Source organism: Amycolatopsis speibonae (genome assembly GCF_042647925.1).
Taxonomy (GTDB): Bacteria; Actinomycetota; Actinomycetes; order Mycobacteriales; family Pseudonocardiaceae; genus Amycolatopsis; species Amycolatopsis speibonae.
Genome location: NZ_JBHRWK010000049.1, coordinates 38,572 through 65,226, shown reverse-complemented (window position 1 = coordinate 65,226; position 26,655 = coordinate 38,572). Strand labels below are relative to the sequence as shown.

Annotated in this window: 23 protein-coding genes and 2 riboswitches; of the genes, 13 read left to right on the top strand and 10 right to left on the bottom strand. The window is 70.8% G+C overall.

All coding sequences use genetic code 11. The features are described 5' to 3' along the window. The first annotated feature begins 94 nt into the window (after nt 1-94). Complete coding sequence (locus ACFOSH_RS28825) at nt 95-1,660, top strand: PucR family transcriptional regulator (protein WP_378242218.1); 1,566 nt, start codon at nt 95-97, stop codon at nt 1,658-1,660. Here the strand turns inward: ACFOSH_RS28825 and ACFOSH_RS28820 are convergent. Genes ACFOSH_RS28820 through ACFOSH_RS28810 form a run of 3 tightly spaced genes read right to left on the bottom strand, consistent with a single transcriptional unit; the run spans nt 1,648 to nt 4,243 of the window. Further along, on the bottom strand, nt 1,648-2,517 hold the full coding sequence (locus tag ACFOSH_RS28820; protein WP_378242217.1) for a polysaccharide deacetylase family protein: 870 nt from the start codon (nt 2,515-2,517) through the stop codon (nt 1,648-1,650). The two genes, ACFOSH_RS28825 and ACFOSH_RS28820, sit on opposite strands and share 13 nt — an antisense overlap. Further along, nucleotides 2,514-3,641, bottom strand: coding sequence for an oxidoreductase (locus ACFOSH_RS28815; RefSeq protein WP_378242216.1), 1,128 nt, complete (start codon nt 3,639-3,641; stop codon nt 2,514-2,516). Before ACFOSH_RS28815 ends, ACFOSH_RS28820 begins: the two co-directional genes overlap by 4 nt. Further along, the gene (locus tag ACFOSH_RS28810; RefSeq protein ID WP_378242215.1) at nt 3,638-4,243 is read right to left on the bottom strand and encodes a DUF1989 domain-containing protein; all 606 of its coding nucleotides are present in this window, start codon (nt 4,241-4,243) and stop codon (nt 3,638-3,640) included. Before ACFOSH_RS28810 ends, ACFOSH_RS28815 begins: the two co-directional genes overlap by 4 nt. A 546-nt stretch (nt 4,244-4,789) precedes the next feature. Here ACFOSH_RS28810 and ACFOSH_RS28805 point away from each other — a divergent pair. The 3 genes from ACFOSH_RS28805 to fahA all read left to right on the top strand — a co-directional run bounded on the left by ACFOSH_RS28805 (nt 4,790) and on the right by fahA (nt 7,512). Further along, nucleotides 4,790-5,323, top strand: a complete 534-nt coding sequence (locus tag ACFOSH_RS28805) for a MarR family winged helix-turn-helix transcriptional regulator (RefSeq protein ID WP_378242214.1) — start codon at nt 4,790-4,792, stop codon at nt 5,321-5,323. A 174-nt stretch (nt 5,324-5,497) separates the two neighbouring features. Next, on the top strand, nt 5,498-6,340 hold the full coding sequence (locus ACFOSH_RS28800) for a hypothetical protein (protein WP_378242213.1): 843 nt from the start codon (nt 5,498-5,500) through the stop codon (nt 6,338-6,340). Beyond that, a complete protein-coding gene (gene fahA, locus ACFOSH_RS28795; protein WP_378242212.1) occupies nt 6,337-7,512 on the top strand; it encodes a fumarylacetoacetase in 1,176 nt (391 codons plus the stop codon). The genes ACFOSH_RS28800 and fahA overlap by 4 nt, the downstream gene beginning before the upstream one ends. Nucleotides 7,513-7,570: 58 nt before the next feature. Here the strand turns inward: fahA and ACFOSH_RS28790 are convergent, their stop codons facing one another. The 6 genes from ACFOSH_RS28790 to ACFOSH_RS28765 form a co-directional block, all read right to left on the bottom strand. Then, complete coding sequence (locus ACFOSH_RS28790; RefSeq protein ID WP_378242211.1) at nt 7,571-8,890, bottom strand: ABC transporter substrate-binding protein; 1,320 nt, start codon at nt 8,888-8,890, stop codon at nt 7,571-7,573. Further along, a complete protein-coding gene (locus tag ACFOSH_RS28785; RefSeq protein ID WP_378242210.1) occupies nt 8,887-9,888 on the bottom strand; it encodes a branched-chain amino acid ABC transporter permease in 1,002 nt (333 codons plus the stop codon). The genes ACFOSH_RS28790 and ACFOSH_RS28785 overlap by 4 nt, the downstream gene beginning before the upstream one ends. A 1-nt stretch (nt 9,889) precedes the next feature. Beyond that, nucleotides 9,890-10,768, bottom strand: a complete 879-nt coding sequence (locus ACFOSH_RS28780; RefSeq protein WP_378242209.1) for a branched-chain amino acid ABC transporter permease — start codon at nt 10,766-10,768, stop codon at nt 9,890-9,892. Between the two features lie 11 nt (nt 10,769-10,779). Further along, the gene (locus ACFOSH_RS28775; RefSeq protein ID WP_378242208.1) at nt 10,780-11,484 is read right to left on the bottom strand and encodes an ABC transporter ATP-binding protein; all 705 of its coding nucleotides are present in this window, start codon (nt 11,482-11,484) and stop codon (nt 10,780-10,782) included. Continuing rightward, a complete protein-coding gene (locus tag ACFOSH_RS28770; RefSeq protein ID WP_378242240.1) occupies nt 11,471-12,220 on the bottom strand; it encodes an ABC transporter ATP-binding protein in 750 nt (249 codons plus the stop codon). Before ACFOSH_RS28770 ends, ACFOSH_RS28775 begins: the two co-directional genes overlap by 14 nt. A gap of 79 nt (nt 12,221-12,299) precedes the next feature. Beyond that, the gene (locus ACFOSH_RS28765; protein WP_378242207.1) at nt 12,300-13,157 is read right to left on the bottom strand and encodes an alpha/beta hydrolase family protein; all 858 of its coding nucleotides are present in this window, start codon (nt 13,155-13,157) and stop codon (nt 12,300-12,302) included. Nucleotides 13,158-13,297: 140 nt separating this feature from the next. Here ACFOSH_RS28765 and ACFOSH_RS28760 point away from each other — a divergent pair, with 140 nt between their 5' ends. The 3 genes from ACFOSH_RS28760 to ACFOSH_RS28750 are packed head-to-tail and all read left to right on the top strand — an operon-like array spanning nt 13,298 to nt 17,208. Continuing rightward, nucleotides 13,298-13,894, top strand: a complete 597-nt coding sequence (locus ACFOSH_RS28760) for a QsdR family transcriptional regulator (protein WP_378242206.1) — start codon at nt 13,298-13,300, stop codon at nt 13,892-13,894. Nucleotides 13,895-13,942: 48 nt separating this feature from the next. Next, nucleotides 13,943-16,333, top strand: a complete 2,391-nt coding sequence (locus tag ACFOSH_RS28755) for a helix-turn-helix transcriptional regulator (RefSeq protein ID WP_378242205.1) — start codon at nt 13,943-13,945, stop codon at nt 16,331-16,333. Between the two features lie 44 nt (nt 16,334-16,377). Then, nucleotides 16,378-17,208: an LLM class F420-dependent oxidoreductase gene (locus ACFOSH_RS28750; RefSeq protein ID WP_378242204.1), complete on the top strand. Its 831-nt coding sequence runs from the start codon at nt 16,378-16,380 to the stop codon at nt 17,206-17,208. A 176-nt stretch (nt 17,209-17,384) separates the two neighbouring features. Here ACFOSH_RS28750 and ACFOSH_RS28745 read toward each other — a convergent pair whose 3' ends face one another. Then, complete coding sequence (locus ACFOSH_RS28745; RefSeq protein WP_378242203.1) at nt 17,385-18,392, bottom strand: prenyltransferase/squalene oxidase repeat-containing protein; 1,008 nt, start codon at nt 18,390-18,392, stop codon at nt 17,385-17,387. A 32-nt stretch (nt 18,393-18,424) separates the two neighbouring features. Beyond that, a riboswitch (cobalamin riboswitch) is annotated at nt 18,425-18,551 on the bottom strand. Between the two features lie 111 nt (nt 18,552-18,662). Continuing rightward, nucleotides 18,663-18,777, top strand: a riboswitch (cobalamin riboswitch). 81 nt (nt 18,778-18,858) lie between these two features. Between ACFOSH_RS28745 and ACFOSH_RS28740 the strand changes: the two genes are divergently transcribed. From ACFOSH_RS28740 to ACFOSH_RS28715, 6 genes are read left to right on the top strand one after another with little or no spacing between them, the layout of a single operon-like run. Beyond that, nucleotides 18,859-21,600: a hypothetical protein gene (locus ACFOSH_RS28740; RefSeq protein ID WP_378242202.1), complete on the top strand. Its 2,742-nt coding sequence runs from the start codon at nt 18,859-18,861 to the stop codon at nt 21,598-21,600. Further along, a complete protein-coding gene (locus ACFOSH_RS28735) occupies nt 21,597-22,175 on the top strand; it encodes a flagellar hook-length control protein FliK (RefSeq protein WP_378242201.1) in 579 nt (192 codons plus the stop codon). Before ACFOSH_RS28740 ends, ACFOSH_RS28735 begins: the two co-directional genes overlap by 4 nt. Continuing rightward, nucleotides 22,172-23,104 (top strand): ABC transporter substrate-binding protein, encoded by a 933-nt coding sequence (locus ACFOSH_RS28730; RefSeq protein WP_378242200.1) that lies wholly within the window; start codon nt 22,172-22,174, stop codon nt 23,102-23,104. Before ACFOSH_RS28735 ends, ACFOSH_RS28730 begins: the two co-directional genes overlap by 4 nt. Further along, the gene (locus ACFOSH_RS28725) at nt 23,104-24,231 is read left to right on the top strand and encodes an energy-coupling factor transporter transmembrane component T (protein ID WP_378242199.1); all 1,128 of its coding nucleotides are present in this window, start codon (nt 23,104-23,106) and stop codon (nt 24,229-24,231) included. The genes ACFOSH_RS28730 and ACFOSH_RS28725 overlap by 1 nt, the downstream gene beginning before the upstream one ends. Next, on the top strand, nt 24,228-25,823 hold the full coding sequence (locus ACFOSH_RS28720; protein ID WP_378242198.1) for an ABC transporter ATP-binding protein: 1,596 nt from the start codon (nt 24,228-24,230) through the stop codon (nt 25,821-25,823). Before ACFOSH_RS28725 ends, ACFOSH_RS28720 begins: the two co-directional genes overlap by 4 nt. Beyond that, entirely contained in the window at nt 25,820-26,653 is an 834-nt protein-coding gene (locus ACFOSH_RS28715; protein ID WP_378242197.1) for an ECF transporter S component, read from the top strand. The genes ACFOSH_RS28720 and ACFOSH_RS28715 overlap by 4 nt, the downstream gene beginning before the upstream one ends. Nucleotides 26,654-26,655 lie beyond the last annotated feature (2 nt).

Here is a 26,655-nt window from a genome sequence, read left to right as displayed (position 1 = left end):
GTGTCTTCGAGGGACGCTAGCCAGGGACTATGACAAAACGATGAAATGGCCGTTCATCCATAAAGGACGCACACAGTTGGATATATTCACAGTCATGCTGACCTTGGCGGCGCTGGTCGCGGACCCGCATCTCGAACTGCGGGTGGTCGTCCCCGGCCGCGACGGGGCGCTGGCCGGGCAGGTGCTGTGGGTGCACAACACGGAGCTGCCCGACCCCGGGCCGTACGTGCGCGAGCACGAAGTCGTGCTGACCAACGGCCTGTGGCTCGACAGGACCGATCCGGCGGACTTCGTCGCGCGGGTGGTCGGCGCGGGAGCGGCCGGGATCATCTTCGGGCTGCGCGTGGAACAACGCGACACGCCCGCGGCGCTCGCCGAGACATGCCGCGAAGCCGGGTTGCCGCTGCTGGAGATCTCGGTGGCGGTGCCGTTCACGGCGGTCACCCGCGCGGCGGCGGCGATCCAGGCCGCGGACCGGCAGAACGCGCTGATGTCGTTGGTACGCAGAGGAGACGAGCTCACCTCGGCGCTGTCGAGAGGTGCCGGCGCGTCCGGGGTGCTCGCGGTTCTCCGCCGTGAGCACGAGTTGCCGCTGGCGGTCGTGGACCGGATGGGCCGGGAGCTGGCGTCCGCCGGCGCCGGACTGGACGCCGGACAGGCGCGCGCCGCGGCGGAGGCTTTGGCCAGGCGTCCGCCGCCGCTGGAGGCGGATCTCGGCGCGGGGACGCGAGCGGCGCTGTTCCCGGTCGGCGCGATCGGCGACGCGGACGCCGCGCTGCTGTGCCTGCGTCCGGTGGCCGAGCTGAGCAGGGGCGAGCGGGACGCGCTGGAGCAGACCGCTCGCTATCTCAGCCTGGAAGTGGCCCGGCACCAGGCGGTGCAGGCCATCGAGATGCGGTTCGCCGTCGAGCTCCTGGACATGGTGCTCTCCGGCGCGCAGCGCGTCGCGGAGGTGCCCGGCAGGCTGCGCGCCTTCGGTGTCGATCCGGACGGGCCCCTGTCCGTGATCGCGCTGGCGTTCGCCGGCGACGACGACGCCACCGCCACCCCGCCGGGGATGGCGGAGGCCGTCACGGACTTCCTGCTGGCGGACGGGCTGCCCGCGGTCGTGGCGGCGGGCAGCCGGGACGTCGTGGCGGTGCTGCCCTTCCGATCGGGAAGACAGTCGCCCGCCGCGTTCGCGCCCCGGCTGGCGGCCGCCGTTTCGGACCGGTTCTCCGGCGGGCGCGTGGTCGTCGGGCTGGCCGATCCCGTGTCCGGCGCGGCCGGGCTGCGCGAGCCGTTGTCGCGCAGCCGCGAAGCCTGCCGTGTGCTCCGTGGCAGGCGTGGCGGTCCGGTGGCGGCGAGTTTCGCCGAGCTGGGCAGCTACCGGCTGCTGCTGGAGTCGCACGACGAGCAGTGGCGGCACACGTTCGCCGACGCCCTGCTCGGCCCGCTGCGCGAGCACGACCGCGTCCGCGACGGTGACCTGGAGACGACCCTGCGGGCGTTCCTCGACCACGACGGCCAGTGGGCGGCCACCGCCGCGGCCCTGTTCGTACACGTCAACACCTTGCGCAACCGGCTGGCCAAGGTCACCGGGCTGACCGGCCGCGACGTCGGGCGGACCGCGGACCGGGTCGACCTGTTCCTGGCGTTGGAAGCGGCTCAGTCCGGATAGACCGCCGGGTCGACTTCGAGGCGCCGCAAGGGCTCCGCGGGCAAGGCGGGGTCGGCCAGTGCCGCGGCCGCCACGTCCCGGCACCGGGCGAACCGGACGTCGCCGAGACCGAGCCCGAACTCGATGAGCGCGCGCACCGCGGCCAGCCGTCCCGGCCTGCCCGACAGGAACGGGTGCAGGCACAGGTTGAACAGGCACCGGTAGCGGCGCATCGCGTCCAGCTCCGCGCGCCACATCTCCAGCACCCGGACCGGGGAGGTGATCACCGAGCCGATCTGCGGTGCGGGGAGGAACGCGTACTGCTCCCAGTCGTCGAGCGACCAGTGCACCGGCAGTTCGGCGATCCGGCCCGCCCCGGTCTCGATCAGGTAGGGCCGGTCGTCGGCCATCAACGACGAGTCGTAGCTCAACCCGTGCTCGGCCACCAGCGCCGGTGTGTCCCAAGTGGACTCCCAGCCCGCCGCGCGATGCCCGCTGATCTCGATACCCTGGCTCGCGAAGACAGCCATGCCCCGTTCGAAATCGGCTCGCTGCCCGGCGGCGGTCATCGTGGTCGGCGGCCGGTGGCTGTAGGAGTGGTGGGCCACCTCGTGCCCCCGTTCCACGATCTCGGCGGCGAGGCCGGGCCGCTGTTCGGCGACCCAGCCCGGCACGAAGAACGTCGCGGGTACGGCCAGTTCGTCGAGCAGGTCGAGGACGCGCGGTACCCCGACCCGGGGCCCGTACGCCTGATGGGACATGGTCGACAGGTGCTCGGCGTAACCCCGCCCTCGCGCGAGGATCGGGGATTCCGCGTCCACGTCGAAGGTCAGGGTCGCCACCGCGGCCGCGCCGCCGTGCCAGCTTGGTTCCGTCACGCTTGCCGACTCTCCCGCCAACGGCGCGCGTTCGCCACCGTGACCGTCGGGGAGAGCATCGACCGGTCGAACCCGGCCAGGGGTTCCGACGCGGCGACGCGGGCGGGCAGATCCGGGTTGGCCAGCGCGCCGTGCCCGAGCGAAAGCAGGTCGGCGTGCCCGCCGTCGAGCACTTCTCGCGCCTGGGTGAGGTCGTGCATCCCGCCGTTGGCGATCACCGGGAGACCGGTGACCTCCCTGGCGAGGGCGGTGATGGTGGCGCCGTCGGCCAGCTTCGCCGTTTCGAGCCAGTTCCGGCCCTCGCTGGCGATGTGGAGGTAGTCCGCGCCCGCCTCGGCGACCGCGGCGAAGATCACCTCGGCGTCGTCACGGCCGCCGGGCCAGCGATAGGTGAAGTCGTTGACCTTCGTCTGCGACAGCCGCACGCCGGTCACCAGCTCCGGGACCGCCTCGGCGACGGCGGCCACGACGCGGGCGGTCAGCCGGATCCGGCCGGCGACCGGTCCGCCGTGGGAGTCGGTGCGCCGGTTGGTGTAGTCGGTGAGGAACTGGTCGAGCAGGTAACCGTTGGCCGCGTGCACTTCGACGCCGTCGAACCCGGCCTGACGGGCGCGCCGTGCCGCCGCGGCGAAACCGTCGACGACGGCGTCGATCTCGGCGGTGGTCAGTTCGCGGGGCGCCGCCCACGGTCCGGAACCGCCGTACGCGGGCATCATCTCCCCGCGCGGCTGGACGGCCGAAGGGCCGACGGTGTGATCCTGATGCGGGTTCCCCTGCGAGATCGCCCCGGCGTGCATGAGCTGGGCGATCATCCGGCCGCCCGCCGCGCGCACTCCGGCGGTGACGACGCGCCAGCCCGCGACGTGTCCGTCCCGCGCGAGACCCGGCTGGTTGAGGTACCCCTGGCTGGCCGCGGTGTCGGTGTAAGTGCCTTCGCTGATCACGAGCCCGAACCCGCCGCGGGCGTATTCGGCGTAGTAGTCGGCCATTTCGCCGGTCGGGGTGCCGTCGGGCGCGGCCGAGACACGGGTCATGGGGGCGACGGCGTAGCGGGTGCGCAGGGCGAGAGGGCCGAGCGTGGTCGGGGCCAGCGCGGGGTGGGCGTGGCCGACGGTGGTGGTCATGATCGTGTTCCTCCATTGTGGACTGTTTCGATGGCGAGCGGGGAGAGTCCGGCGTCGCTGATCCGGACGAGGTCCTGCGGGCAGGCGGAGACCACGACGACGCAGTCCAGTTCGGCCCGCAGGGTCACCGCGTCGCCAGGCCGTGAAGACGCTGTCAGCCAGCTGAGCCGTCCGTCTCCTCCGACCGGGATGCGCATGAAGATGTTGATGGGCTGCGGGGTCGGGCCGGTGAAGCTCAGGCCGGCTTCCTCCAGCGCCTCGCGCAGGTTCGCGGCGCAGGACCGGTGGCCCGGCGCTCCCAGTGCGGCGTACCGGGCCGGATCGCAAGCGGGGATGAGCATGTCGTGCTCGCCGGGGGAGGTGTCCTCGACCAGGGTCAGGATCGGGCGGCGCTGGTCGGTCACGAAGGACTCGCCGAGTGCCGGGAAGAGGCTGTCGTTCGCGGCGCGGGTGTGGGCGGCGCTGTGGTGCTCGGTTCCGTTGTCCCGGAACGCGAACACGTCGCCGACCTGGCCGCCTTCGACGTCGATCACCCGGACCAGGTCCCCTGCGGCCACCCGGACGGCCTTGGCGGTCCCCGGTGGTACTTCCGTTCTGCTCATGCCTTCAGCAAACCGGTGACGGCGGTCGGCACGCTATGGAGGATTCTCCATGGTTGCGGGCCTTGCGTGGAGGAAGCTCTAGGGGGCGTTTGGTGCGGGTGGTCGTGAGTGGCGTTTCGGGTTCTAACGGATTCGTATTTGCCTACCCGCTGAACGTCTCGATTCCTCCATCGTCGACCCAGCACTCACTCGAATCCCCACCCTCGCGCAGGTCAGGTGTAGGTAGGCAAATACTGGTCCGCCCTAACCGTCCTTACCGCTCACGAGCCCTAGACCTCCTTGGCGGGTGTGAAGGTCGAGTTTCCTCGGCTGAGCCGAGGGAAGGGGGCCTTCACGCGCGGCCGCTGTGACTACTGGTGCGCGTGGGGTGCATGTGGCGATCACGAACGTAGTGAAGGCCTCCTTCACTACCTTCAGGGTAGGCAAGGGGGCCTTCACGGACCGCGCCAGCGATCGCGATCAACGGCACCCCGGGACTCCAGGGCGCTCCGGTCCTAGATAGTTCAGACTTTGACCATTTTCGCCAGACGGGGTTAGTGTTCGGCGATGGAAGACGTGGAGTCGGCCGGACTGGACTTCTGGTCGTTCGTGGCGCTGGCGAACCGTCGGCTCGCGCAGGAGTACGGCTTCCGGCACCAGTTGGCGACCGAGGTGCTGCTGACCCTCAACCGCGCCTCGGACCTGGTGACCTATGACCTCGAAGCCGCGGTGCATCGTCCGCGCGGCCGGTCCTGGTCGGCGTTCCGGCTGCTGTTCGTGGTCTGGCTCGCCGGACCGCTCGAACCGACGAGCACGGCCCGGCTGACCGGGATGAGCCGGGCGGCGGTGTCGAATCTGGTCAAGACGCTGGTGGCGGAGGGGATGCTCCACCGCGTCCCGGACGAACGGGACGGCCGGTCGGTGCAGCTGTCGCTGACCGAGGCCGGGCACGAGGAGATGGTGTCGGTCTTCCGCGAGCACAACGAACGCGAATTCGGCTGGACGAACGCGCTGACCGAGACCGAGCAGCGCATCCTCGTGATGCTGCTGGGCAAGCTGATCACCAGCCGCGCCGAGTTCGGCACCCGGAGCCGGAACTAGGCCGGAGCCGAAGGACGCTTTCACCGCGTGTGAGGTGAGGAAAGCGCCCTTCACCGCGTCGGATGCGGGGAAAGTCCCCTTCTGCCCCAACGGACCCTTCCCGTCGCCCTGACGACCGGACTACGCTGCCCGATGGGTAGTAAAAGTGTGAACTAAATCGGCGAGGAGGAGACCATGGTGGACGGCGGACGGATTCCCGCGATCTTCGCCGGGCTGTGCGACGACGCCGCGGTGTTCCCGCCGGGTCTGGCCCCGCTGCCGGACGCCGTCACGGCGCACGACGAGCACGTTTCCGCCTGGTACGCCGGCCTCGTCGGACCGCTGGTGGTCGCCGCCACCGCGCTCGACGAGCTCGCCGACGTGCTGGGTGACCGCGAAGTCCCGCTGCCGGTCGCGGTGACCCTGCCCGGCGGGCCCGCGCGGCTCGGCGGCGTGCTCGAAGCCGTCGCCGCGCTGCCGGTGAAGCTCGACGCGCTCGAGATCGCCGTCCCGGACGGGATGGGGCCGGACGAGCTGCTGGCCGCGCTTTCCGGCGCCACCGCCCCGGTCTACGTCGAGATCCCGCGTGACGACCGGCGTGTCCCGCTGCTGACCGCCCTTTCCGGCACCGGCCACCGCGCGAAGTTCCGCACCGGTGGCGTCCGGGCCGACCTGTACCCGGGCGAAGCCGAACTCGCCGCCGCGGTCCGGGCGGCGGTCGGCGCGGGCGTTCCGTTCAAGGCCACCGCCGGGCTGCACCACGCGCTCCGCAACACCGACCCGGTGACCGGCTTCGAACAGCACGGGTTCCTGAACCTGATGCTCGCCACCGACGCCGTCCTCACCGGAGACGACGCCGAAGCCGTCCTCGCCGAACGAGACGGCGCCGTCCTCGCCGAGCGGCTGCGGGCACTGGACCCGGATCGCACCGCCGCGGTTCGCGCGGGCTTCACATCGTTCGGCACCTGCAGTATCACCGACCCCCTGACCGAGCTGGCCGGACTCGGCCTGCTCGAGGCGCCCCGAGGAGTGGCATGACCACGATCGACATCCCCGCAGACTCCCTGTTCGGGATCGACAACCTGCCGTACGGAGTGTTCTCCGTCGACGGCGGTTCCCCCCGCGTCGGCGTCCGTGTCGGGGATTCCGTCCTCGATCTGGCCGCGGCGCTCGGTGACGACGTCTTCGCCGCGCCGTCGCTGAATCCGTTCATGGCACAGGGATACGACCGCTGGGTGGCGGTCCGGGAGCGGATCCGTGCCCTGGTCTCCGGTGAGCTCCCCGACGGCGCGGTCCATCCCGTCGGACGGGTGACCCTGCACCTGCCGATCGAGGTCGCGGACTACGTCGACTTCTACGCCTCCGAGCACCACGCTTCGAACGTCGGCAGGCTGTTCCGCCCCGACGCGGAACCGTTGCTGCCCAACTGGAAGCACCTCCCGGTCGGCTACCACGGCCGGTCCGGCACGGTCCTGGTCTCCGGCACGGACGTCGTGCGCCCGAACGGTCAGCGCAAGACCCCGGCCGAAGCGACGCCGGTGTTCGGGCCGAGCACACGGCTGGACATCGAGGCGGAGCTGGGTTTCGTCGTCGGTACCGGAACCCCGCTGAACAGCCCGATCACCCCGGATGCCTTCCCCCGCCACGTTTTCGGCGCCGTCCTGCTCAACGACTGGTCGGCGCGCGACATCCAGGCGTGGGAATACGTTCCGCTGGGCCCGCACCTCGGCAAGAGCTTCGCGACCTCGATCTCCCCGTGGGTGGTGCCGATCCTGGCGCTGGAGGCCGCGCGGATCCCGCTGCCGGGCCAGGTCTACCCGGAGCCGATGCCGTACCTGCGGGAAACCACGCCGTGGGGCCTCGACATCGACCTGGTCATCGAATGGAACGGCGAGGAGGTCAGCCGCCCGCCCTTCCGCGAGATGTACTGGTCGCCCGCCCAGATGCTCGCGCACCTGACGGTCAACGGCGCGTCGTCGCGCACCGGAGACCTGTACGGCTCCGGCACGATCTCCGGACCGGAGAAGCACCAGCGCGGCGCGTTCCTCGAACTGTCCTGGGGCGGAAAGGAACCGCTCACGGTCAAGGGGGAGGAGCGCACCTTCCTGCTGGACGGCGACGAGGTCGTGATCACCGGAACCGCGCCCGGCGCGAACGGCGCGCGGATCGGGTTCGGCGAGGTGCGGGGCCGCGTGCTGCCCGCGAGATGAGTCGGCTGAGGAGGACCCGATGGACGAACCAGCGGTACTCGTCCATCGGGTCCTCCGCTCAGTTGCCCGCTTTCGCCTGCGGGATCCCGTTCGGCGGCGGTGTGTCGTTCGCCGCCGAGTCGTCCGCCTCGATGGGTGCCTCGCCGAGATCGGTCACCAGGACCGGCGTCAGGTCCTTGCCCGCGCCGCCGTGGAGTTCGACCACCGACATGCCGGAGATTCCCAGGTGGCTTTCACCGGTGTAGCGGAACGGCGCGAGACCCGGCCCTTCGAACGTCTTCCCGTGCTGCTGGAGCACTTCGACGACGCGCTCCCGGGTCAGGTCCCGGCCCGCCGCCTGCAACGCCTGGACGAAAGTGTAAGCCTGCGCCATCCCGTAGACGCGGTAGTTCGTCAGGTCACCGCCCTTGCCGTGCGCCTTCCAGACGTTCTGCCACAGCTTCGTCCACGCGTTGTCCGGCGCGTCGACACCGGGCAGGTACTCGGTCGTGAGCACGCCGTCGATGAGCGACGCGCCGTTGGCCACCTTGCCTTCGGAGAACCGCGCGAGCAGTGAACCGACGAGCGCGGGATCGGAACCGACGTTGCTGTAGAACCACTTCGGCTTGAACCCGATCTTCAGCGACGCCAGCTGGGACAGCGCGGTGTAGGACGGAACGGTGAACCCCAGCACCAGATCCACGCCCGCCGCCTTGAGTTTCGCGATCTGCGGGGCGATGTCTGTGTTGCCAGGCGAGTATTTCGCCACCTCCACGATCTGCTCGCCGAGGTAGCGGCGCGCGCCCTTCTCGCCGTCGCGGCCGAAGTCGTCGTCCTGCAGGAACAGGCCGACCTTGGCGCCGGGCAGGTTCTTCCGCACCCAGTCGCCGATGATCTTGCCTTCGATCTCGTAGTCCGGCTGCCAGCCGAAGGTGAACGGCGCCTTCTTCGGATCGTCGCCCCAGCGCAGCGATCCCGACGACACGAACAGATCCGGGACCTTCGAGCTGTTGAGGAAGTCGACGACGGCGCTGTGCGTCGGCGTGCCGAGGCCGCCGACCATCGCGAAGATCTCTTCCTTGAGCACCAGTTCGTTGGTGACCGCGCTGGTGTTCGTGGGGTTGTACCCGTCGTCCTTCACCACGAATTCGATCTTGCGGCCGTTGATGCCGCCGTTCGCGTTCACGTAGTCGTAGTAGGCCTGATGCCCGCTCGGGATCTCGCTGTAGCCCGGCGCGGCGACGCCGGTCAGCGGGAAATGCGCGCCGATCTTGAGGGTCGTGTCGGTGACGCCGGTCGTCGAGCCCTTCTGTTCGCCTTCGGGTCTTCCGCCCGCGCCGCAGGCGGTGGTGACCGTGACGGCCAGGAAGACGGCCACGGCCCTGGTCCAGCGTTTCATGAACTTCTCCTCCGGGGGATGAGTTTCCGCAGCCCGCCGGCGAGGCCTGCCGGTGCGAGCAGCACGATCAGGACGGTGACCAGGCCGTAGATCAACGGCGCCAGATGCGCGGCCTGCACGTCGGACAGACCGAGATCCGTTCCCGCGCCGGTCACCAGCGGCGGCAGGAAGGTCAGGAGCACGGCCCCGGCGAGCGCTCCGGCGAGGCTCCCCAGACCGCCGAGCACCACCGCGGACACCAGCAGCAGCGACAACGTCAGCGCGAACCCGCTCGGCGCCGCCAGCCGCGCCGACAACGCCATCAGTGCTCCGGCGAGCCCCGCGCACCCCGCGCTGACCACGAACGCCCGGATCCGCGTGCGGCCGAGGTCGATCCCGGCCAGTTCGGCGGCCACGTCCTCGTCGCGGACCGCCCGCCAATCGCGACCGACCCGGCCGCGGGACAGATTCGCCAGCAGGACGAACACGACGATCACGGTGAGCCAGGAAAGGTAAGCGAGGTAACGGATCGGCGTGAGGTCCTGGCCGGTGACGAAGTACGCGGCATCGGCCAGCCAAGCGGGGATCTCGGGCATCCGGACGGGCAGGCCTTGCTCGCCGCCGAGCGTTTCCCCGAAGAACAACGGGATCCCGGGCACGGCGACGGCGAGCGCGAGGGTCGCCCCGGCGAGATACGGCCCGTGCAATCGCGCGGCCGCGACGCCGACGAGCGCTCCGACGGCCAGCGTGATCACCGTCGCCAGCAGCAGGATCACCGGGAGCGGCAGCGCGGCCGACTTCAGCAGGAGGGCCGTCGAGTACGCGCCGACGGCCATCAAAGCGCCGTGGCCGAGCGAGAGCTGCCCGTTCAGTCCGGTCAGGATGGTCAGCCCGCCGGCCGCGATCGCGAAGTACGCCATCGTCGTGAACTGCGCGGTGAGGAACGGGCCGGTGCTCTCCAGGACGAGCACCACGACGACCAGCGCGGCGAGGGCGATCAGCAGATGTCCGCGCAGCACGTCAGACCCTCCGTTCGCGGAGGCTCGTGAACAGCCCGCCGGGTTTGAGCAGCAGGACCACCATGAGGATCGCGAGTGCGGCGAGCGGCACCAGTTCCGCGCCGACGTAGCCGCTGACCAGGCTCAACGACAGACCGAGGACGACGCCGCCGACGACGGCGCCCACCGGGCTGTCCAGGCCGCCGAGCACCGCCGCCACGAATCCGTACACCACCACACCGTCCATATAGGACGGATGGACGAGTCCGCCGCCCGCGATCAGCAGGCCCGAAAGCGAACCGGCGAGCGCGGCCAGCGCCCAGCCGAGCGTCAGCATCCGCCCGACCCGCACTCCCAGCAGGCGCGCCACTTCCCGGTCGAAGGCCGCGGCCCGCATCCGCAGGCCCAGATCGGTACCGCGGAACAACAAGACGAGCCCGAGGAGCACGACACCGACGGCGGCGATGGTGAACACCCCGAATCCGGTCAGCGCGATCGTCGTACCGCCGACCTGGAACCCGGTGAGCCCGAACGGCGCCGGGAACGACCGGTATCGCGAGCCGAACACCAGCGCGGCCAGCGCGTGCAGCACGATGAACAACCCCAGGGTGAGGATCACGGCGTTGATCTCGGGTTTGCCGGAGACGAACCGGACCACGAAACGTTCCACCAGCGCGCCGAGTACCAGCCCCGAAAGCAGGGCGACGGTGAAACCGAGCCAGTACGACCAGCCCGCGTCGATCAGCACCAGCGCGACGTACGTGGTGATCATCGCCATCGGCGCCTGGGCGAAGTTCACGATCCGCGTCGCCCGCCAGATCAGCACCAGCGCCAGGGCGAACGCGGCGTAGACCACGCCCAGCGTCAGCCCGGTGAGCGCGGTGGTCAGCAGTTGCTGCACGAGGTTCCCTTTCAGAAGCCGAGGTAGGCGTGCCGCAGGTCGTCGTCCGCGACCAGGTCGGCCGCCGCCCGCCGGACGACGACCTCGCCGAGGTTGAGCACGACACCGTGGTCGGCGATGGACAGGGCGCTGCGCGCGTTCTGCTCGACCAGCACGACGGCCAGGCCTTCGTCGCGGACGAGCCCGCGCAGGAGGTCGAAGATCCGCGCCACGATCCGCGGTGCGAGGCCCAGCGACGGCTCGTCGAGCAGGAGCACCTTCGGCCGGGACAACAGCGCGCGGCCGATCACCAGCATTTGCCGCTCGCCGCCGGAAAGGACGTGCGCGAGCCCGCTCTTACGGTCGGCGAGAACCGGGAAGAGGTCGTAGATCCGCCGCAGCTGACGCGCTGTCGCACGGCTTCCCGAACCGAGGGCGCCGAGCCGCAGGTTCTCCTCGACGGTCAGTTCGGCCAGTACGCCACGGCCTTCGGGCACCTGCGCGAGGCCGAGCGCGGGTAGGTCCTCTGTGGACACTCGGGCCAGGTCGCGGCCCGCGAGCGAGACGCTGCCCGCCGTCGGCCGGACGAGCCCGGAAATAGCACGCAGCAAGGTGGTCTTTCCCGCGCCGTTCGCGCCGAGGACCGCGGTGATCTCACCGGGAGCGGCGGACAGGCTCACGGAATCGAGCGCGCGGACGGGGCCGTAGCTCACGGAGAGGTTTTCAACGGTCAGCACCGGCCACCTCCTCGCCGAGGTAGGCCGCCCGCACCGCCGGGTCCGCGCGGATCTCGTCCGGTGTGCCGCGGGCGATCACCTTGCCGAAGTCCAGTACGACGATCTCGTCGCACACCCCCATCACCAGATCCATGTGGTGTTCCACGAGCATCACCGACATACGTTCGGTCAGGCCGCGCACCAGCGTGCCGACGTCGGCGATCTCGGCCGCCGACAGCCCGCCCGCCGGTTCGTCCAGCAGCAGCAGATCCGGTTCGCCGACCAGGGCCCGTGCGAGCGCGACCCGTTTGCGGACCGGATAGGGCAGACCGGCGGGGTAACGGTGGGCGACGTCGGCGATGTCGAAGTCTTCGAGGTAGGCCATCGCGCGTTCGGTCAAGGCCTTCTCGTCTCGCGTCAGTCCCAGCATCGACGGCCAGAAGCCGGCCTTCGCATGCTTTCCCGCGCCGACGAGCACGTTGTCCAGCACGGTCATCCGGCCGAACAGGCCGAGTTCCTGCAGGCTCCGGGCGATGCCGAGGCCGGCGAGGTGATGCGGGCGCAGCCGCCGCAGTTCCGTGCCGCGCCAGGCCAGCGTGCCCGCGTCGGGCCGGACGAAACCGCACGCGACGTTGAAGAGCGTGGTCTTGCCCGCGCCGTTCGGGCCGATCACGCCGAGCACCTGACCCGGCTCGACGGTCAGGGAGACGCCGGACAGCGCGACGAGGCCACCGAAGGTCACCGACACGCCGGACATCTCGAAGGTCGACAGGGTCACGCAAGAACTCCCAACGGTGAAAGGGGGCCCGGCGCGGGTGCGCCGGGACCCGGTGGACTCAGGCGTGCGGGCAGGTGTCCCGGTAGTCGCTGATCGCCCGGTCGTCCGGGGCGGGGCAGAGGAACTGCTCGTAGCGGGTGTCGTTGTCCACGAACCGCTTCAGCCAGGAGATCGTGTACTTCGCCATGGTCGTGTTCGCCGTGTTCGGGAAGAAGTGGCTCGCGTTGCCCAGTTCCATGTACGCCTTCTCCGACGAAGCGGGAATGCTGGTGTAGAACGGGATCGCGTGCGAAGCCACCGGCGCGACCGCGTCGGCCTCGCCGCCGATGACGAACGTCGGCACCCGCAGCGAGGACCACGACTTCTGCGTGTTCCACGGCGCGAGCGGGACAGCGGCCTGCAGCGACGGCCGGTCCTGCGCGGCTTCGAGCGAACCGCCGCCACCCATCGAATGCCCGGCCACCGCCAGCCGGGAGGTGTCGATGCGGGAACGCACGGTGCTGCGCTGGGTCAGGTAGTCCAGTGCGGCCAGCAACTGATCGCCGCGGCTGCCAGGTTGGTCGTAGATCGTAGTGGTGTCGATGGTGAACACCACGAAGCCCTGGGACGCCAGCCGCGGGCCGATCCACGCGATGCTCGACTGGGTCGCGGTGTACCCCGGCGAGATGGCGACAGCGCCGAAGGTGCCCTGCGCGGTGCTGGTGGGGTAGTAGATGGTGCCGCCGCCGAAGCCGGTGACGGACACCCGCGAAACCGACGTCTCCGAGACCGCGAACGAGCCGCGGGAGGCCTCGATGCTGCTCTCCGTCGGGGCGGGGCCCCGTTCGTACGGGTTCTCGGCGGCATAGGCCGTCGGTGCGACAGCGAGTGCCGCGACGGTGGCCAGTCCACAAAGGATCCGGGTCGTACTACGCATGGTGCCCTCTCCGTTCGCCGGTGAACACGGTCCGTGGTGCTGGACTGTGGCAAACGGACGTACCGGGCTGCATCGGCGAAATCGCCAGTCTTCGTCCGCGGGCACCCTCGCCGGACCGGGCGCCCGTACGATCGGCGATCGTGAATCCCTCAGCCGAGGACCTGGTCCGCACCGCGGCGCGGTGGATCGAACGCGGCGTCCGCGTCGACACGTCCGCCTTCGCCCAGGACCTGGGCATTTCGCGCAGCACCCTGTTCCGCCGCGTCGGAAACCGGGAAGACCTGCTCGGTGATGCCCTCTACTACCTGTCCGAGCGCACCCTGACGGCCGCCGCGCGCACCTGGGAGCGCGATGAGGGCGACACGGTGCGCAACGCGGCCGGTGAACTGCGCTGTCTCGCGATCATGCGCGAGTACCGGTCCGTCCTCGCGGCGAGCGCCGGGTTCCGCCGCTTCCTCGACGACGAACCGGTGCTCGCGATCCGGCTGCTCACCGACCCGGACGGACGTGTCCAGCCGAGGGTGATCGCGGCGCACGTCGAGTTGCTGCGCCGCGACGTCGACGCCGGCGGTTTCGCGCCCGCGGTCGGCCTGGACAGCCTCTGTTACGCGATCGTCCGCTTGGGGGAGGCGTTCCTGTACTCGGACGTCCTCGCCTCCCGGACGCCGGATCTCGACGCGGCGTCGACGCTGCTCGGGGCACTCGTGGAAGGACGCGTACCGAGCAAGAGCTTGTGAAACACTTCCGCCTGGTGTTTCATCGAAAGGGATTTCGAGGAGGCGCCGATGCCTGTCCGGGACGCCGTGCACCCGCTGCGGGGCAGGGACGACCTCTTCGGCGGGCTGCGGTCGATCGCCGGGCGCGCCGTGTTCGTCCGCGGCACGGAAGGTCTCGGCAAATCAGCCCTGCTCACCGCGCTGTTCACCGCTCTGGGTGCCACGGACGACGTCCGCCTCGTCGGTGTCCGTGGCCTGCGGGCCGAGCGCGCGCTGCCCTATGGCGCGCTGCATCAGATGTTCGGCGGGCCGGTCTCCGGCGGCGCGGAGGCGTGGGATCGGCTCGGCAGCGTCTCGGCGCCGACGGTCTGCTGGGTCGACGACGCGCAGTGGGTCGATCCGGAATCGTTGGCGGCACTGGGTTTCGCGGCCCGGCGACTGGCCGGGGTCCCGGTCGGGATGGTGCTCGCGTCGCGATCCGGGTCCGACGAGTTCGATTCCGTCGAGCTGACGCCGTTGACCGATTCCGCCGCCGATCTGGTGCTGCGCGATCGCGGGGTGCCCGCCGGGATACGCCCGCAGCTGGTCGAACTGGGCGAGGGGAATCCGGCCGATCTGATCGCGCTTGCGGCTTCCCTGACCCCGGCGCAGGCGGCAGGGCGGGAGCCGGTGTCACCGATCCTCCAGGAGCGCCTGCCCCGCTACGCGGCCGAGCTGGACGCGATGCGCTTCGACGACCGCCTCCGGTTTCTCGCCGCCTGTATGGACTTTTCCGCGAGGAAGGCGACGTGGTACGCGGCGGCGTCACCGGCGGACCGCCGGGCGGCGCACGCGCGCCTGGCTTCCGTCGAGGAAGGGCCCGACGCTCTCTGGCATCGCGCGATGGCGGCCGCCGCCCCGTCCGCGCCCCTCTCCGACGCTCTCGCCACCGCACCGGCGGTGGATCACGCGGCCGCCGCGCGGCAGCTCGAACGCGCCGCCGCCCTGACCGCCGACCCGTCCGTGCGGGCGACCCGGCAGCTGGCCGCGGCGGACGCGGCCTGGCAGGCGGGCAGACCGGGGTGGGCTCGGCTGCTGCTGTCCAGGGTCGACGCCGAACCGGGCGCGGTGGCGTTGCTGCACGGGGAGATCGAGCTGCGCGACGGTGATCCCGCCGTCGCCACCCACGAACTCGGCACGGCGGCGGAACTGCTGCCCGATCCGGCCGCCGCGCTCCTGCTGGCCGGCGAGGCGCGGCGGCTCGGCGGCGACTTGCACGGCTACCGGGTCCTGGCGCGGACGGTCCCCGCCGGGGACGACCTGGCCTTCGCGCATTTCCGCGGCTTGACCTCGGTCTACGCCGGACGTCACGACGACGCCGTCGCTCCGCTGAAGGACGCCGTCGACAAGGGGATGGCCGACGGCGACGTCGCCGGAGCCGTCTGGGCCGCCGAAGCGGCCTTCGCCCGCGGGCAGGCGGAACGGGCGCACGAGTACGCGGCCGCGGCCGTGAGCCGCGCGCGACCCGGCGAACGGCACGCGGAACTGCCCTGGGCGTTGGTCTACCTGTCGCTCTCGGCCATCGCGCTCGACCGGATCCCGTGTGCGCGAGCGGCGTCCCGCGAAGGTTTGCGAGCGCCCCGAAACCTGCGGCTGGAGCACCTGACGTTGCTGGGGCTGGCCTCCGCGCTCCTCGGCGACCGCGTACCGGAACTGGACGAGGCGGCCGAAGGCATCGCCGAACGCGGTCTCGGCAGGCCCGCCGCGGTCGCGGCGTGGGCGAACGCCTGTCTGGACCTGGCCGAAGACCGGCCCGACGACGCGCTGAGCAGGCTCGAAGATCTCGCTTCCGGTGTTTCCGGCGACCAGCCGGTGATCCGCGTGCTGGCCACCCCGCAGCTCGTCGAGGCGGCGGTCTGTTCCGGGCGGCCCGAACGCGCGCGGGCCGCGCTGGCGGTGTTCGACCGCTGGACCCTGGCCGGTGCGGAGCCCTGCTGGCTCGCACTGAGCCACCGCTGCCACGCGCTGACCGCGCCGGATCCGGCGGTGGCGGAACGGCGTTTCCGGCTGGCCATCGAGGCACACCGGCGGGCGGGCGGCGCGGGGGAGCTCGCCAGGACGCGGTTCGCCTACGCCACCCTCCTGCGACGGCACCGACGGACGCGGGACGCGCGTGAACAGTTCCGGGATGCCTTGCGCGGCTTCGAAAACGTCGGCGCGACCCGGTTCGCCGAACGTGCCCGCGCCGGGCTGCGGGCGACCGGCGAGACCGTCGACGTGCCGCACCGGTCGCTGGCCGGGCTCACCCCGCAGCAGGACGCCATCACGAGGCTGGTGGCGTCGGGGGAGACGAACAAGGAGATCGCGCGGCGGCTGGTGATCAGTCATCGGACGGTGGATCACCACCTGCGGAACATCTTCACCGCGCTGGGCGTTCGGTCACGTGTCGAACTCGCCCGCCGCGTCGCGGCCGGTGAGTGAAGGCCTCCGGGAATAACCGGCGGGCCGACGGGGTCGTGCTGATCATGGACTTCGGTATCGCGACGTCAGTGACCGACGAGGGAATCCGGCCGCACGTGCTGGGAGCGGCGTTGGAGGAGAAGGGCTTCGACTCCCTCTACCTGCCCGAACACTCCCATATCCCGGTCAGCAGGGAGACCCCGTACCCCGCCGGTGAGCTGCCGCGAGGCGCGCTGCGCAACCTCGACCCGTTCATCGCGCTGACCGCCGCCGCGACGGTCACCTCGAATCTCCGGCTGGGCACCGCGGTCGCCCTGATGATCCAGCGCGACCTGTTCTACACGGCCAAGGAGATCGCCAGCCTCGACCTGCTCTCCGACGGACGGGTGATCTTCGGCGTCGGGGCGGGCTGGAACATCGAGGAGATGCGCAACCACGGCGTCGACCCGCGGACCCGTGGCGCGCTGTTGACCGAGCAACTCCAGGCGCTCAAGGAGATCTGGACCGAGGACGAGGCGGAGTTCCACGGCAAGCACATCGACTTCGACCCGGTCTACGCGTGGCCGAAGCCGGTGCGGAAACCGCATCCGCCGATCTACGTCGCCGGTCAGGGCCCCGCCGGGCTCAAACGGCTCGCCGAGCACGCCGACGGCTGGCTTCCGCATTTCGTGACGCCGCCCGAGGAACTGCGCCGCGTCCGGTCCTGGCTCGCCGACCAAGGCCGCGAAGACGTCCGGATCAGCGTGTTCGGCGCTCCGGCGGACCCCGACCTGCTGCGACGCCTCGCCGATGCCGGGGTCGACGAGGTCTCCCTCATCCTGCCGACGCTGCCCGAGGCGGAGACCTTGGAGCGCCTGGACGAACTGGCGAAGACCATCGAGCCGTTGCGCGCCTGACAACAGCCTCGTGAGTGGCGTCTGCGGTCGATCGCAGGTTCGGTCCGTGAAGGCCTCCTTGCCTACCCTGAAGGTAGGGAAGGAGGCCTTCACAGCGTTAGGCGCAATGAAGGGGGCCCAGGACCTCGTGAGTGGTAACGACGGTTAGAACCGTCCGTACCACTCACGAGGTGACGTCACGGGCAGGCGAGCACCGGGGCCTGCGGACGGCCACCGCCGTGCAGGTCGCTCAGCGGAATCCTGGCCAGGCCGAGGATCGCCTGCGCGGTCGCGCGCGAGGCGGTCGCCGGGTTGAGGCCGGTGGCGTCGTAGGCGATCGCGCCGCGGTCCGCTTCGGCACCGGTGCAGCCGGTCTGCAGCGACCGGAGGAATTCCCGCGCCTTGACCGCGGCGGCGGGACGGTGGCCTGCCAGCGCTTCGGCGGCGAGGCCGGTGCTGTTGGCGTTCGGAGCGTTTGTGCCGACGCCGAAGCCGCCGTTCGCGTGCTGCTTGGTGACCAGCCAGGAGGTGCCCTCGCCGGCGTTCACCGCGTCACCGGTGGCGCGCAAGGCCTGCACGACCATCGCGGTCGAGTCGACGTCGCTCGCGCAGGTCGCTTCGCCGAAGTTCAGCGGGAAGCCGCCGTCCGCGCACTGGGTGCCCGCGAGGAACGTCACGGCCGCCGCGGGGGCGCCGGCGGGGGTGCGGTCCAGCGCCAGCAGCGCGAGCGACTGCGAGAAGGCGTTGGAGTAGTCGCCGTATTCGGACCGGTCGGAGAACCGGCCGGACGGTGTGAGCAGCGAGAGCAGTCCCGCCTTGAGGTCGACGCCGCCGAACGACGCCGGGTTCTTGCCCCGGATCTGCGCGGCGAGCAGCAGCTTGGCGTGCGCGCCCGCGTAGGCCTCGGTGCCGCCGCCGACGTAGCCGGTGGTGATCTCCGGCTTCGCCAGCCAGGTGATCGCCTTGCCCGCGTTCGTGTCCGACACCCCGGCGGCGGCGAACGCGAAGATCGCGTCGATCGTCAGGCCCTGGTCGGGGAACTTCTGGCCGCCGAAGTCGGCCTCGAACCTTTCCCCGTCGGTCAGCTGCCTGGCGAGCCAGCCCGCGGCGGCGTCCGCCTTGTTGTGGGTGGCCGCGTTCGCCACGGGGGCGGCGACCAGCCCGATGCCGCACAGCATGGCGACAGTGAGGACCAAACGTCTCATGAGAACCCTTTCCCGCATTTCCTCGACAGGAGTCGGTGACACCGCGCGACGTGGGTGACCGGGCTCGCCTGGAGGGCATACCGTTGCGGGACAGCGCCGGACTCTCACCGGACTTCCCCCACGACCGCGCTGAATCGGACGACCCGAAGAATCTCATCCCGGACCGGCGCCGGGGTACCGCCGGGCGCGAGTGACGATGTGATCCTGGCAACCGACCTGGTCAGCGGTGCCTGCCGCAGGTAATCGGGTGTTAACCTCGGCGGGCTCGACAACTTCAACACCGCCGCCCGTGACGGGGAAGCCGGTCGAAATCCGGCGCTGTCGCGCAACCGTGGGCCCTTCACCAGGGCGAGCCGGGGTACCGCACGGGCGGATGAACCAACCAGAAGTCCGGACCACTGTCGCGATAAACAGGGGTGACTGCGGCGTCCCGCGCCTGTCCTCCGTCATGCCGCAAGGAGGAGCCATGCGCCGCGGGTACCTGGCCGCATCGGCGTTCGCCGTCAGCGTCGGCGTGGTCGCCGCGCTGCTCACCGGAACGGCGACGGCCGCGAACGACCCCGGCGCGGCGAAGTCGAACTCCCGCTGGCTCGCGACGAAGCTGAAGCCGGACGGCACGCTCGAGAACCCCAACGGCGGCGAACTGCCCGACCACGGCCTGATGATCGACGTGCTGTTCTCGATGTACGCGTCGGGTGACGGTGCGAAGGCCGAGCCGATCGCGAAGTTCCTCGACGACCAAGGCCACGCCACCGACTACTTCACCTGGGACGGTCTCGCCCCCGGTGCCGGGTACGACAAGGTCATCGTCGGCGGTGCCGCGGCCAAGACCCTGGTCGCCGCGCAGGTCTCCGGCCGGAACCCCCGGAACTTCGACGGCTACGACATGGTCGCCGAGACCCAGGGCGCGATCATGCGCAAGGGCCCGGACAAGGGCCGGGTCAGCGACTACTCGAAGGATCCCGACCTCGCCGGTTCGGTGAGCAACAACGCGAACATGTTCGGCCAGGCCCTCGGCGTCATCGGCCTCGCCGCGACCGGTGAGAACGACCAGCTCGCGATCGACAAGCTGCTGACCCAGCAGTGTTCCGAGGGCTACTTCCGCGTCTTCTTCGCCTACATCCCGACGAAGGAGACCGGCGACCACGTCACCCCGGACGGCCACAAGGTCTCGACCTGCGACGAGGGCAAACCGCTCGACCTCTCCCCGTCCGACGGCGACGCCACCGGTCTGGCCCTCTCGGCGATGCTGGCCGCGAAGAAGGCGGGCGCGGCCGGTCTCGACGCCCCGATCGCCAAGACCGTCGCTTGGCTCAAGGGGAACCAGACCCCAGGCGGCGGCTGGGGCGGCGGCGTCGGCACCGAAGCGCCGAACACCAACAGCACCGGCATGATCCTCCAGGGACTGGCCGACGCGGGCGGCGCGGACGCGGCGGTGGACAAGGGCGTGCGGTTCCTCAAAGCCGCGCAGGCGAACGCCGCGGCCGACTCCGGCAACAAACTCGCGGGCGACCTCGGCGCGATCGCCTACAACCCGGCTTCCTACGAGGCCGCTCGCGCTTCGGGCATCAGCGGGCTCGACACCTGGATCCGCGCGAGCGCCCAGGCTTCGCTCGGGTTGTCACAGGTCGGCTTCTACACGCTCGCGAAGGGCGGCGGCCTGCCGCCGACGAGCAGCGCCTCGGAAACACCGACCTCGACGTCGTCCGAACCGAGTACGACCACCGGCACACCGACCTCGACCACGAGCGACCCGGCGCCGACCAGCAGCACCACCACCACAACAACAACGACGACGACCACAACGACGACCACGACCACCACGACGACGTCGGTGACGCCGACGCCGGGCACGTCCTCGTCCCCGGCGACCAGCCCGCCCGCGCCCAGCACGGTCACCGTCACGAGCACCCCGCCCGCGGTCAAGCCCGAGCCGGGCAAGCCCGCGCCGAAGACCCCCGCACCGAAGACCGTGACGCCGAAACCCAAGAAGACCGTCACGCCGAGGGCGTCGACCGGCGCCCGTGTCCCGCCGCCGACCGCGATCGCCACCCCGGTCGCGATCCCGGACACGGCCAACGCGGCTTCCCGGCTCGGCGCGTACCTGACGAACCGGCTCGTCGGCGGCGACCACGTCGAGGTCACCGAGGACGGCAAGACCTACGTCGACTACGACGCGACAGCCGATCTCGTGCTGGCCTTGCGGGCGCTGGACGAGCAGCCGGACACGGTCGCCCGGGCGTCGAAGTTCCTGCTCACGCCGGAAGCCGTGCAGGCCTACGCCCACGGCGCGCCGTACGAGCAGAGCGGGGCCTCCTACGCCGGACCGCTCGCGAAACTCGTGCTCGTCGCCGAGTTCGCCAAAGCGGACATCGCCGGGCAGTTGCGCGCCGACCTGGTCAAGCTGCGTGGCGTGGACGGAAAGTTCACCGACGTCGGGGCCTTCGCCGACGCCGACGAGACCGTCGAGCGGCACGCCTGGGCGGTGCTCGCCACCGCCGCCGACCCTGGCCCCGCCGTCGAACTGCTCCTCTCGCGCCAGTGCGCCGACGGAACCTTCCCGAAGCACCTGGACACCGCGGAGTGCGGCTCCGGCGACCTCGCCGCGACGGCCGCCGCGGTCACCGCGCTGGCCGTCCGGTCGCACACCGACGCCGCGCCGTCGACCAAGCGGCCCGACGGCTGGACCGAGCGGCGCGTGTCGGCCTTCGTCTCGGCGGTGGGCGCGCTCGGCGTCCGGCCGACCGGCGAGGGCATGGTGACCGGTGAGGGGGGCGAGCCGGACGTCGTGCTCAGCGCCGCCGTCGCCGTCGCGCGGCAGACCGCCGGCCTCGACGCGAGCGGAACCGCGCGGTCGCTGGGCAAACTGGTCCAGCCCGACGGTGGTCTTGCCAAGGGAGCTGTCGCGGCGAGCGACGGGAAGACCGATTTCCCGACGAGCCTGGCCGCCGCGCAAGGGGTCGCGGGCCGCTCCTGGCTCACCGCCGCGGACTCGCCGCTTTCGCCCGCGATCCGGCTCCCGCTCACCGAGGCGAACGCCGCCGACGCCGTCTCCGGCGCACAGGTGCAAGCTGCCGCCGCCCAGTCCACCCGGCCCGCGTGGGTGCTCTGGGGACTCGTCGGCCTGGCCGGGATCCTGCTGGCCGCCGCGATCGTGCTCGTTCTCCTGCTTCGCCGTTCCATCAAGTCAAAGGGGGCAACACCATGAGAAAACTGCTCACCGTCACGTCCGTCCTCATCGGACTGATCGGGCTTTCCGCCGCACCCGCGAACGCGGTCGATCCCACCAAGGGCTACGCCGGGATCTGCGCCGGAAGCGACGCGCTCACCGGGACGACCGTCGTCGTCGACTTCCAGGAACTGGACGGCAACGGCGGGACCGCGGCGCCGACGATCACCCGCTGCTCGCCCAACGCGAGCCCGGGTACCGCCCGCACGGGGATCAAGGCGCTGCAGGACGCGGGGATCGCGGTCGCCGGAACCGCCCGCTGGGGCCTCGGTTTCGTCTGCCGCCTGGAAGGCCGTCCGGCCGCGACGGAGACCATCCCGCTGTCGAGCAACCCGAGCTACAAGGAGCCGTGCGTCAACACCCCGCCCGCCGGCGCGTACTGGGGTTACTGGCACGCCGACGGTTCCGGTACCACCTGGACCTACAGCAGCTTCGGAGCGCTCAACCGCACCGTCGTGCCCGGCGGGTTCGAAGGCTGGTCGTTCTCGCTGAACAAGTCGGCCTCGACCAACCCGGTTCCCGGTGTCACGCCGAGGAACCCGGCCATCCCGTGAGGAGGCTCCTCGGCGTGGTGGCGGCGATCTTCCTGATCGCCGCCACGGCGCCGTCCGCGCACGCGGTCGACCAGAGCAAGGGATATCCGGGGTTCTGCAAGGACGCCACCGGGGTGACCGTCGTCGTCGACTTCCAGAAGCTCGGCGGCACGACCATCGTGCGCTGCAATCCCCAGGCCACCCGCGGCACCGGACTGGACGCGCTCAAGGGCGCCGGTTTCCAGATCGCCGGGGTGCAGCGGTGGGGCGAGTCGTTCATCTGCCGGGTCGAGAACCGCCCTTCAGCGGCTGAGAACGTCCCGGTCACCGGCCGCGGGAACTACCGGGAGCTGTGCTTCGACACGCCCCCGGCGCAGGCCTACTGGTCCTACTGGCACGCCTCGAACAACTGCGCGTGGGACTACAGCCAGTGGGGCATCAAGAACCGTGACTTCATCCCCGGCGGTTTCGAGGGCTGGTCGTTCTCCCTGAACGCCACCGCCCAGACCAACCCGGTGCCGCGGGTCTCCGCCGTCCGGCCGGGCACCGAGGGCCAGCCCTGCGTGCCGCGCGAGGAGGCCAAGCCGGTCACCGACGATCCCAACGAGCGGCAGCAGCAACCGCAGGCGGGAAGCGGACAGCAGGCCGGCGACAGTCCTCAGCCGACGGAAGAGGCTCAAGCCGGAGAGGCGCCGGTCGCGGGGGCGAGTTCCGGAGCGTTGCCGCCGCCCAAGCCGCGTCCGAGCGCTTCGGCGAGGCCACAGGCGAAGGACCCGTCGATGAACGTCGCGTTCACCGGCGGCGAGAACGCCGAGGACGTCAACGCGGTGATCGAACGCGAGTCCGGCTCGAGTGATTGGGCGCCCTGGGCGGCCGGTGGCGCGGTCCTGGCGTTGTGCGTGGCAGGATTCCTGGTGGCACGCAGACGCAAACGCGCACAAGGAGCTTGATGACGTCCTACTTCCTGCCGCGCGACCTGCATCCGGCCGCGTGGTGGGTGTGGGCGCTGGGGCTCGCCGTCGCGGCGACCCGGACGACGAACCCGTGGCTGTTGCTGACCATCGTGGCCGTCGCGGGTTACGTCGTCGTGGCCCGGCGCAGTGAAGCGCCCTGGGCGCTGGCTTTCCGGCTCTACCTGTACCTCGGCGCGTTCATCGTCGCGATCCGCGTGTTCTTCCGCGTCGTCTTCGGTGGTGCCGAGGGCTCGACGATCCTCTTGAGGCTGCCCGAAATCCCGCTGCCGGAATGGGCGGCGGGTATCCGGCTCTTCGGCGACGTTTCCGCGGAATCGTTGCTGGGCGGGCTTTACGACGGGATGCGGCTGGCGGCGATGGTGATCTGCCTCGGCGCGGCCAACGCGCTGGCGAACCCGAAACGGCTGCTCAAGGCGATGCCGCCGGCGCTGTACGAGGTGGGCACCGCGGTGATCGTCGCGCTGTCGGTGTTCCCGCAGCTGGCCGAAAGCGTGCTGCGGGTCCGGCGCGCCCGCAAGCTGCGCGGCGGCTCGGGCAAGAAGAAGGTGCAGGCTCTGCACACCGTCCTCATCCCGGTGCTGGAGGACGCGCTTTCCCGTTCGCTGCAGCTCGCCGCGTCCATGGACTCCCGTGGTTACGGCCGCGCGGGACTGGTCGAGGCGCGGGCCCGGCTGATCACGGGAACGCTGATGATCGTCGGCCTGATCGGGGTCTGCGTCGGTGTCTACGCCACTTTGGACGGTTCGACACCCAGATATCTCGCCGCACCGGTGCTTTCCGTGGGACTCGTGGTCGGGCTGGTCGGGTTCTGGACGGCGGGCAAGCGGGTCCAGCGCACGCGCTACCGGCCGGACCGCTGGCAGCTGCCGGAGATCGTCGTCGCCGCGAGCGGGATCGCCGTCGCGGCCGTCCTGTTCGTGACGTCGGAGGTGAATCCGATGAACATGAACCCTTCGCTGATCACCCTGTCCTGGCCGTCGTTGTCGTGGGGGCCGTTGCTCGGGGTGCTGATCGGCGTGCTGCCCGCCTTCCTGACCCCGGTCCCCGAACCTCCGTACGCCGCGCTCGAAGAAGCAGCGCACGAAGAAGAAGTGCACGCATGATCGAACTGAATCAGGTCTCCTTCACCTACCACGGCCGCTCCGAACCGGTGCTGGCCGAGGTGACGCTGTCCATCGGTGAGGGCGAACTCGTGCTGTTCGCGGGCCAGACCGGCGCGGGCAAGTCGACGCTGCTCGGCACGATCAACGGCCTCGTCCCGCATTTCACCGGCGGTCACCTCGAAGGGACGGTCTCCGTCGACGGCGTCACGACGCGGTCCCGGCCCCCGCGCGAGTTCGCGCATCTGGTCGGCGTCGTCGGCCAGGACCCGCTGGCGGGCTTCGTCACCGACACCGTCGAGGACGAACTCGCGTACGGCATGGAGCAACTCGGCCTGAACCCGCAGGTGATGCGCCGCCGAGTGGAGGAGACCCTCGACCTCCTCGGCATCGCGGAACTGCGCAGGCGCGCGTTGCGGACGTTGTCCGGCGGGCAGCAGCAGCGGGTGGCGATCGGCTCGGTGCTGACCACTCATCCCAAGGTGCTCGTGCTGGACGAACCGACGTCGGCGCTGGACCCGACCGCGGCCGAGGAGGTGCTGGCGACGCTGGCCAGGCTGGTGGAGGACCTCGGCACGACGGTGCTGATGGCCGAGCACCGGATGGAACGCGTGATCCCGTTCGCCGACCGGATGATCTTCGTCCCGGGCACCGGGGTAGTGATCGACGGAACCCCGCCGGAAGTCCTGAAGGACATGCCCATCGCACCGCCGATCGTCCACTTGGGACGGCTGGCCGGCTGGGATCCGCTGCCGATGACGGTCCGGGACGCCCGGCGGCGCGCTTCGTCGCTGACGCTGGGGGCCCCGCTCGCGCGGGAAACGACCACGGGCGAGGAACTGCTGACCGCGTCCGGGGTCGTCGTGCGGTACGGGCCGAAGGTCGCGGTGCGGGAGGTCGACCTGACCCTGCGCGCCGGCGAGGTGCTGGCGATGATGGGGCGCAACGGTTCCGGCAAGTCGTCGCTGCTGTGGGCGGTGCAGGGATCCGGCCCCCGGCAAGGTGGCAAGGTCACCGTCGATGGCAAGGATCCGAAGACACTGGGCAGCGCCGCGGCGCGGAAACTCGTCGGCATGGTGCCGCAGACCGCGAGCGACCTGCTGTACCTGCAGACCGTCGCGGCGGAATGCGAGGCCGCCGACACGGAATCGGGCGCCCAGCCGGGTTACTGCCGAGGACTGCTCGACAGGCTCGCTCCGGGGATCGATTCCGCGTCGCATCCGCGTGACCTCTCGGAGGGTCAGCGGCTCGCGCTCGTGCTCGCGGTGCAGTTGTCGGCCGCGCCGCGGATCATGCTGCTGGACGAACCGACCCGCGGCCTCGACTACACCGCGAAGGCCGCGCTGGCACAGATGATCGCGGCGCTGACGGCCGAGGGCAGGGCGGTCGTCGTGGCCACCCACGACGTCGAGTTCGTCGCGACGATCGCGCACCGCGTGCTCGTTATGGCGGAGGGGGAGGTCGTCTCCGACGGCCCGACCGGTGAGGTGCTCGGCGGCTCCCCGGCGTTCGCCACCCAGGTCGCCAAGATCCTCGGCGAACCGTGGCTCACCGTCGACGACGTCCGCTCGGCGCTGCCGCAGGAGGTCCGGTGACCACGGCGCCGGCTGTCCGGCTGGGCGCGCGTTCGGCGACGGTGCTCGGCCTCGCGTCCCTGGCGGGGCTGATGATGTTCATCTGGCCGCTCCTGGTCCGCGTCGAACCGCAGTCGATGCAGCACGGCCCGGACGCGCCGTTCGTGTTCATCGGGATCCTGCCGATCCTGATCGTCATCGTGCTGGCCGAGATGTCCGAAGGGGGCATGGACTCCAAGGCCCTCGCGATGCTCGGCGTCCTCTCGGCGGTCAATGCCGCGATGCGCCCGCTCGGCGCGGGGACCGCGGGGATCGAGACCGTGTTCTTCCTGCTGGTGCTGGCCGGGCGGGTGCTCGGGCCCGGCTTCGGTTTCGTGCTGGGCTGTACGTCGCTGTTCGCTTCGGCGCTGCTGACCGCCGGGGTGGGACCGTGGCTGCCGTTCCAGATGATGTGCTCGGCCTGGATCGGGATGGGCGCGGGACTGCTGCCGCGCCGAGTCACCGGCAAGGCCGAGATCGCGATGCTGGTGGGCTACGGGATCTTCGTCGCGTACGTGTTCGGGTTCCTGATGAACCTGTGGTTCTGGCCGTTCATCACCGACGCCGAGGTGCCGTACCACGACGGGCACATCTCCTACGTTCCCGGCGCCCCGCTGCTGGAGAACCTGCACCGGTTCGCCGTCTTCACGCTGCTGACCTCGACGGCGGGCTGGGACACGGGGCGCGCGATCACCAACACGGTGGCGATCCTGGTGCTGGGGCCCGCCGTGCTCGCGACGTTGCGCCGCGCTTCGCGGAAGGCGTCCTACGGCGTGATCCCCTCGTTCACCGACGGCACGCCCCGCGTCTAGTC

Coding starts and splice junctions, on each gene's coding strand:
- ACFOSH_RS28750 (WP_378242204.1), top strand. CDS start 16,378: ATGGACTTCGGTATCGCGACGTCAGTGACCGACGAGGGAATCCGGCCG.
- ACFOSH_RS28755 (WP_378242205.1), top strand. CDS start 13,943: ATGCCTGTCCGGGACGCCGTGCACCCGCTGCGGGGCAGGGACGACCTC.
- fahA (WP_378242212.1), top strand. CDS start 6,337: ATGACCACGATCGACATCCCCGCAGACTCCCTGTTCGGGATCGACAAC.
- ACFOSH_RS28745 (WP_378242203.1), bottom strand. CDS start 18,392: ATGAGACGTTTGGTCCTCACTGTCGCCATGCTGTGCGGCATCGGGCTG.
- ACFOSH_RS28735 (WP_378242201.1), top strand. CDS start 21,597: ATGAGAAAACTGCTCACCGTCACGTCCGTCCTCATCGGACTGATCGGG.
- ACFOSH_RS28800 (WP_378242213.1), top strand. CDS start 5,498: ATGGTGGACGGCGGACGGATTCCCGCGATCTTCGCCGGGCTGTGCGAC.
- ACFOSH_RS28740 (WP_378242202.1), top strand. CDS start 18,859: ATGCGCCGCGGGTACCTGGCCGCATCGGCGTTCGCCGTCAGCGTCGGC.
- ACFOSH_RS28720 (WP_378242198.1), top strand. CDS start 24,228: ATGATCGAACTGAATCAGGTCTCCTTCACCTACCACGGCCGCTCCGAA.
- ACFOSH_RS28765 (WP_378242207.1), bottom strand. CDS start 13,157: ATGCGTAGTACGACCCGGATCCTTTGTGGACTGGCCACCGTCGCGGCA.
- ACFOSH_RS28770 (WP_378242240.1), bottom strand. CDS start 12,220: ATGTCCGGCGTGTCGGTGACCTTCGGTGGCCTCGTCGCGCTGTCCGGC.
- ACFOSH_RS28815 (WP_378242216.1), bottom strand. CDS start 3,641: ATGACCACCACCGTCGGCCACGCCCACCCCGCGCTGGCCCCGACCACG.
- ACFOSH_RS28725 (WP_378242199.1), top strand. CDS start 23,104: ATGACGTCCTACTTCCTGCCGCGCGACCTGCATCCGGCCGCGTGGTGG.
- ACFOSH_RS28810 (WP_378242215.1), bottom strand. CDS start 4,243: ATGAGCAGAACGGAAGTACCACCGGGGACCGCCAAGGCCGTCCGGGTG.
- ACFOSH_RS28805 (WP_378242214.1), top strand. CDS start 4,790: ATGGAAGACGTGGAGTCGGCCGGACTGGACTTCTGGTCGTTCGTGGCG.
- ACFOSH_RS28825 (WP_378242218.1), top strand. CDS start 95: ATGCTGACCTTGGCGGCGCTGGTCGCGGACCCGCATCTCGAACTGCGG.
- ACFOSH_RS28790 (WP_378242211.1), bottom strand. CDS start 8,890: ATGAAACGCTGGACCAGGGCCGTGGCCGTCTTCCTGGCCGTCACGGTC.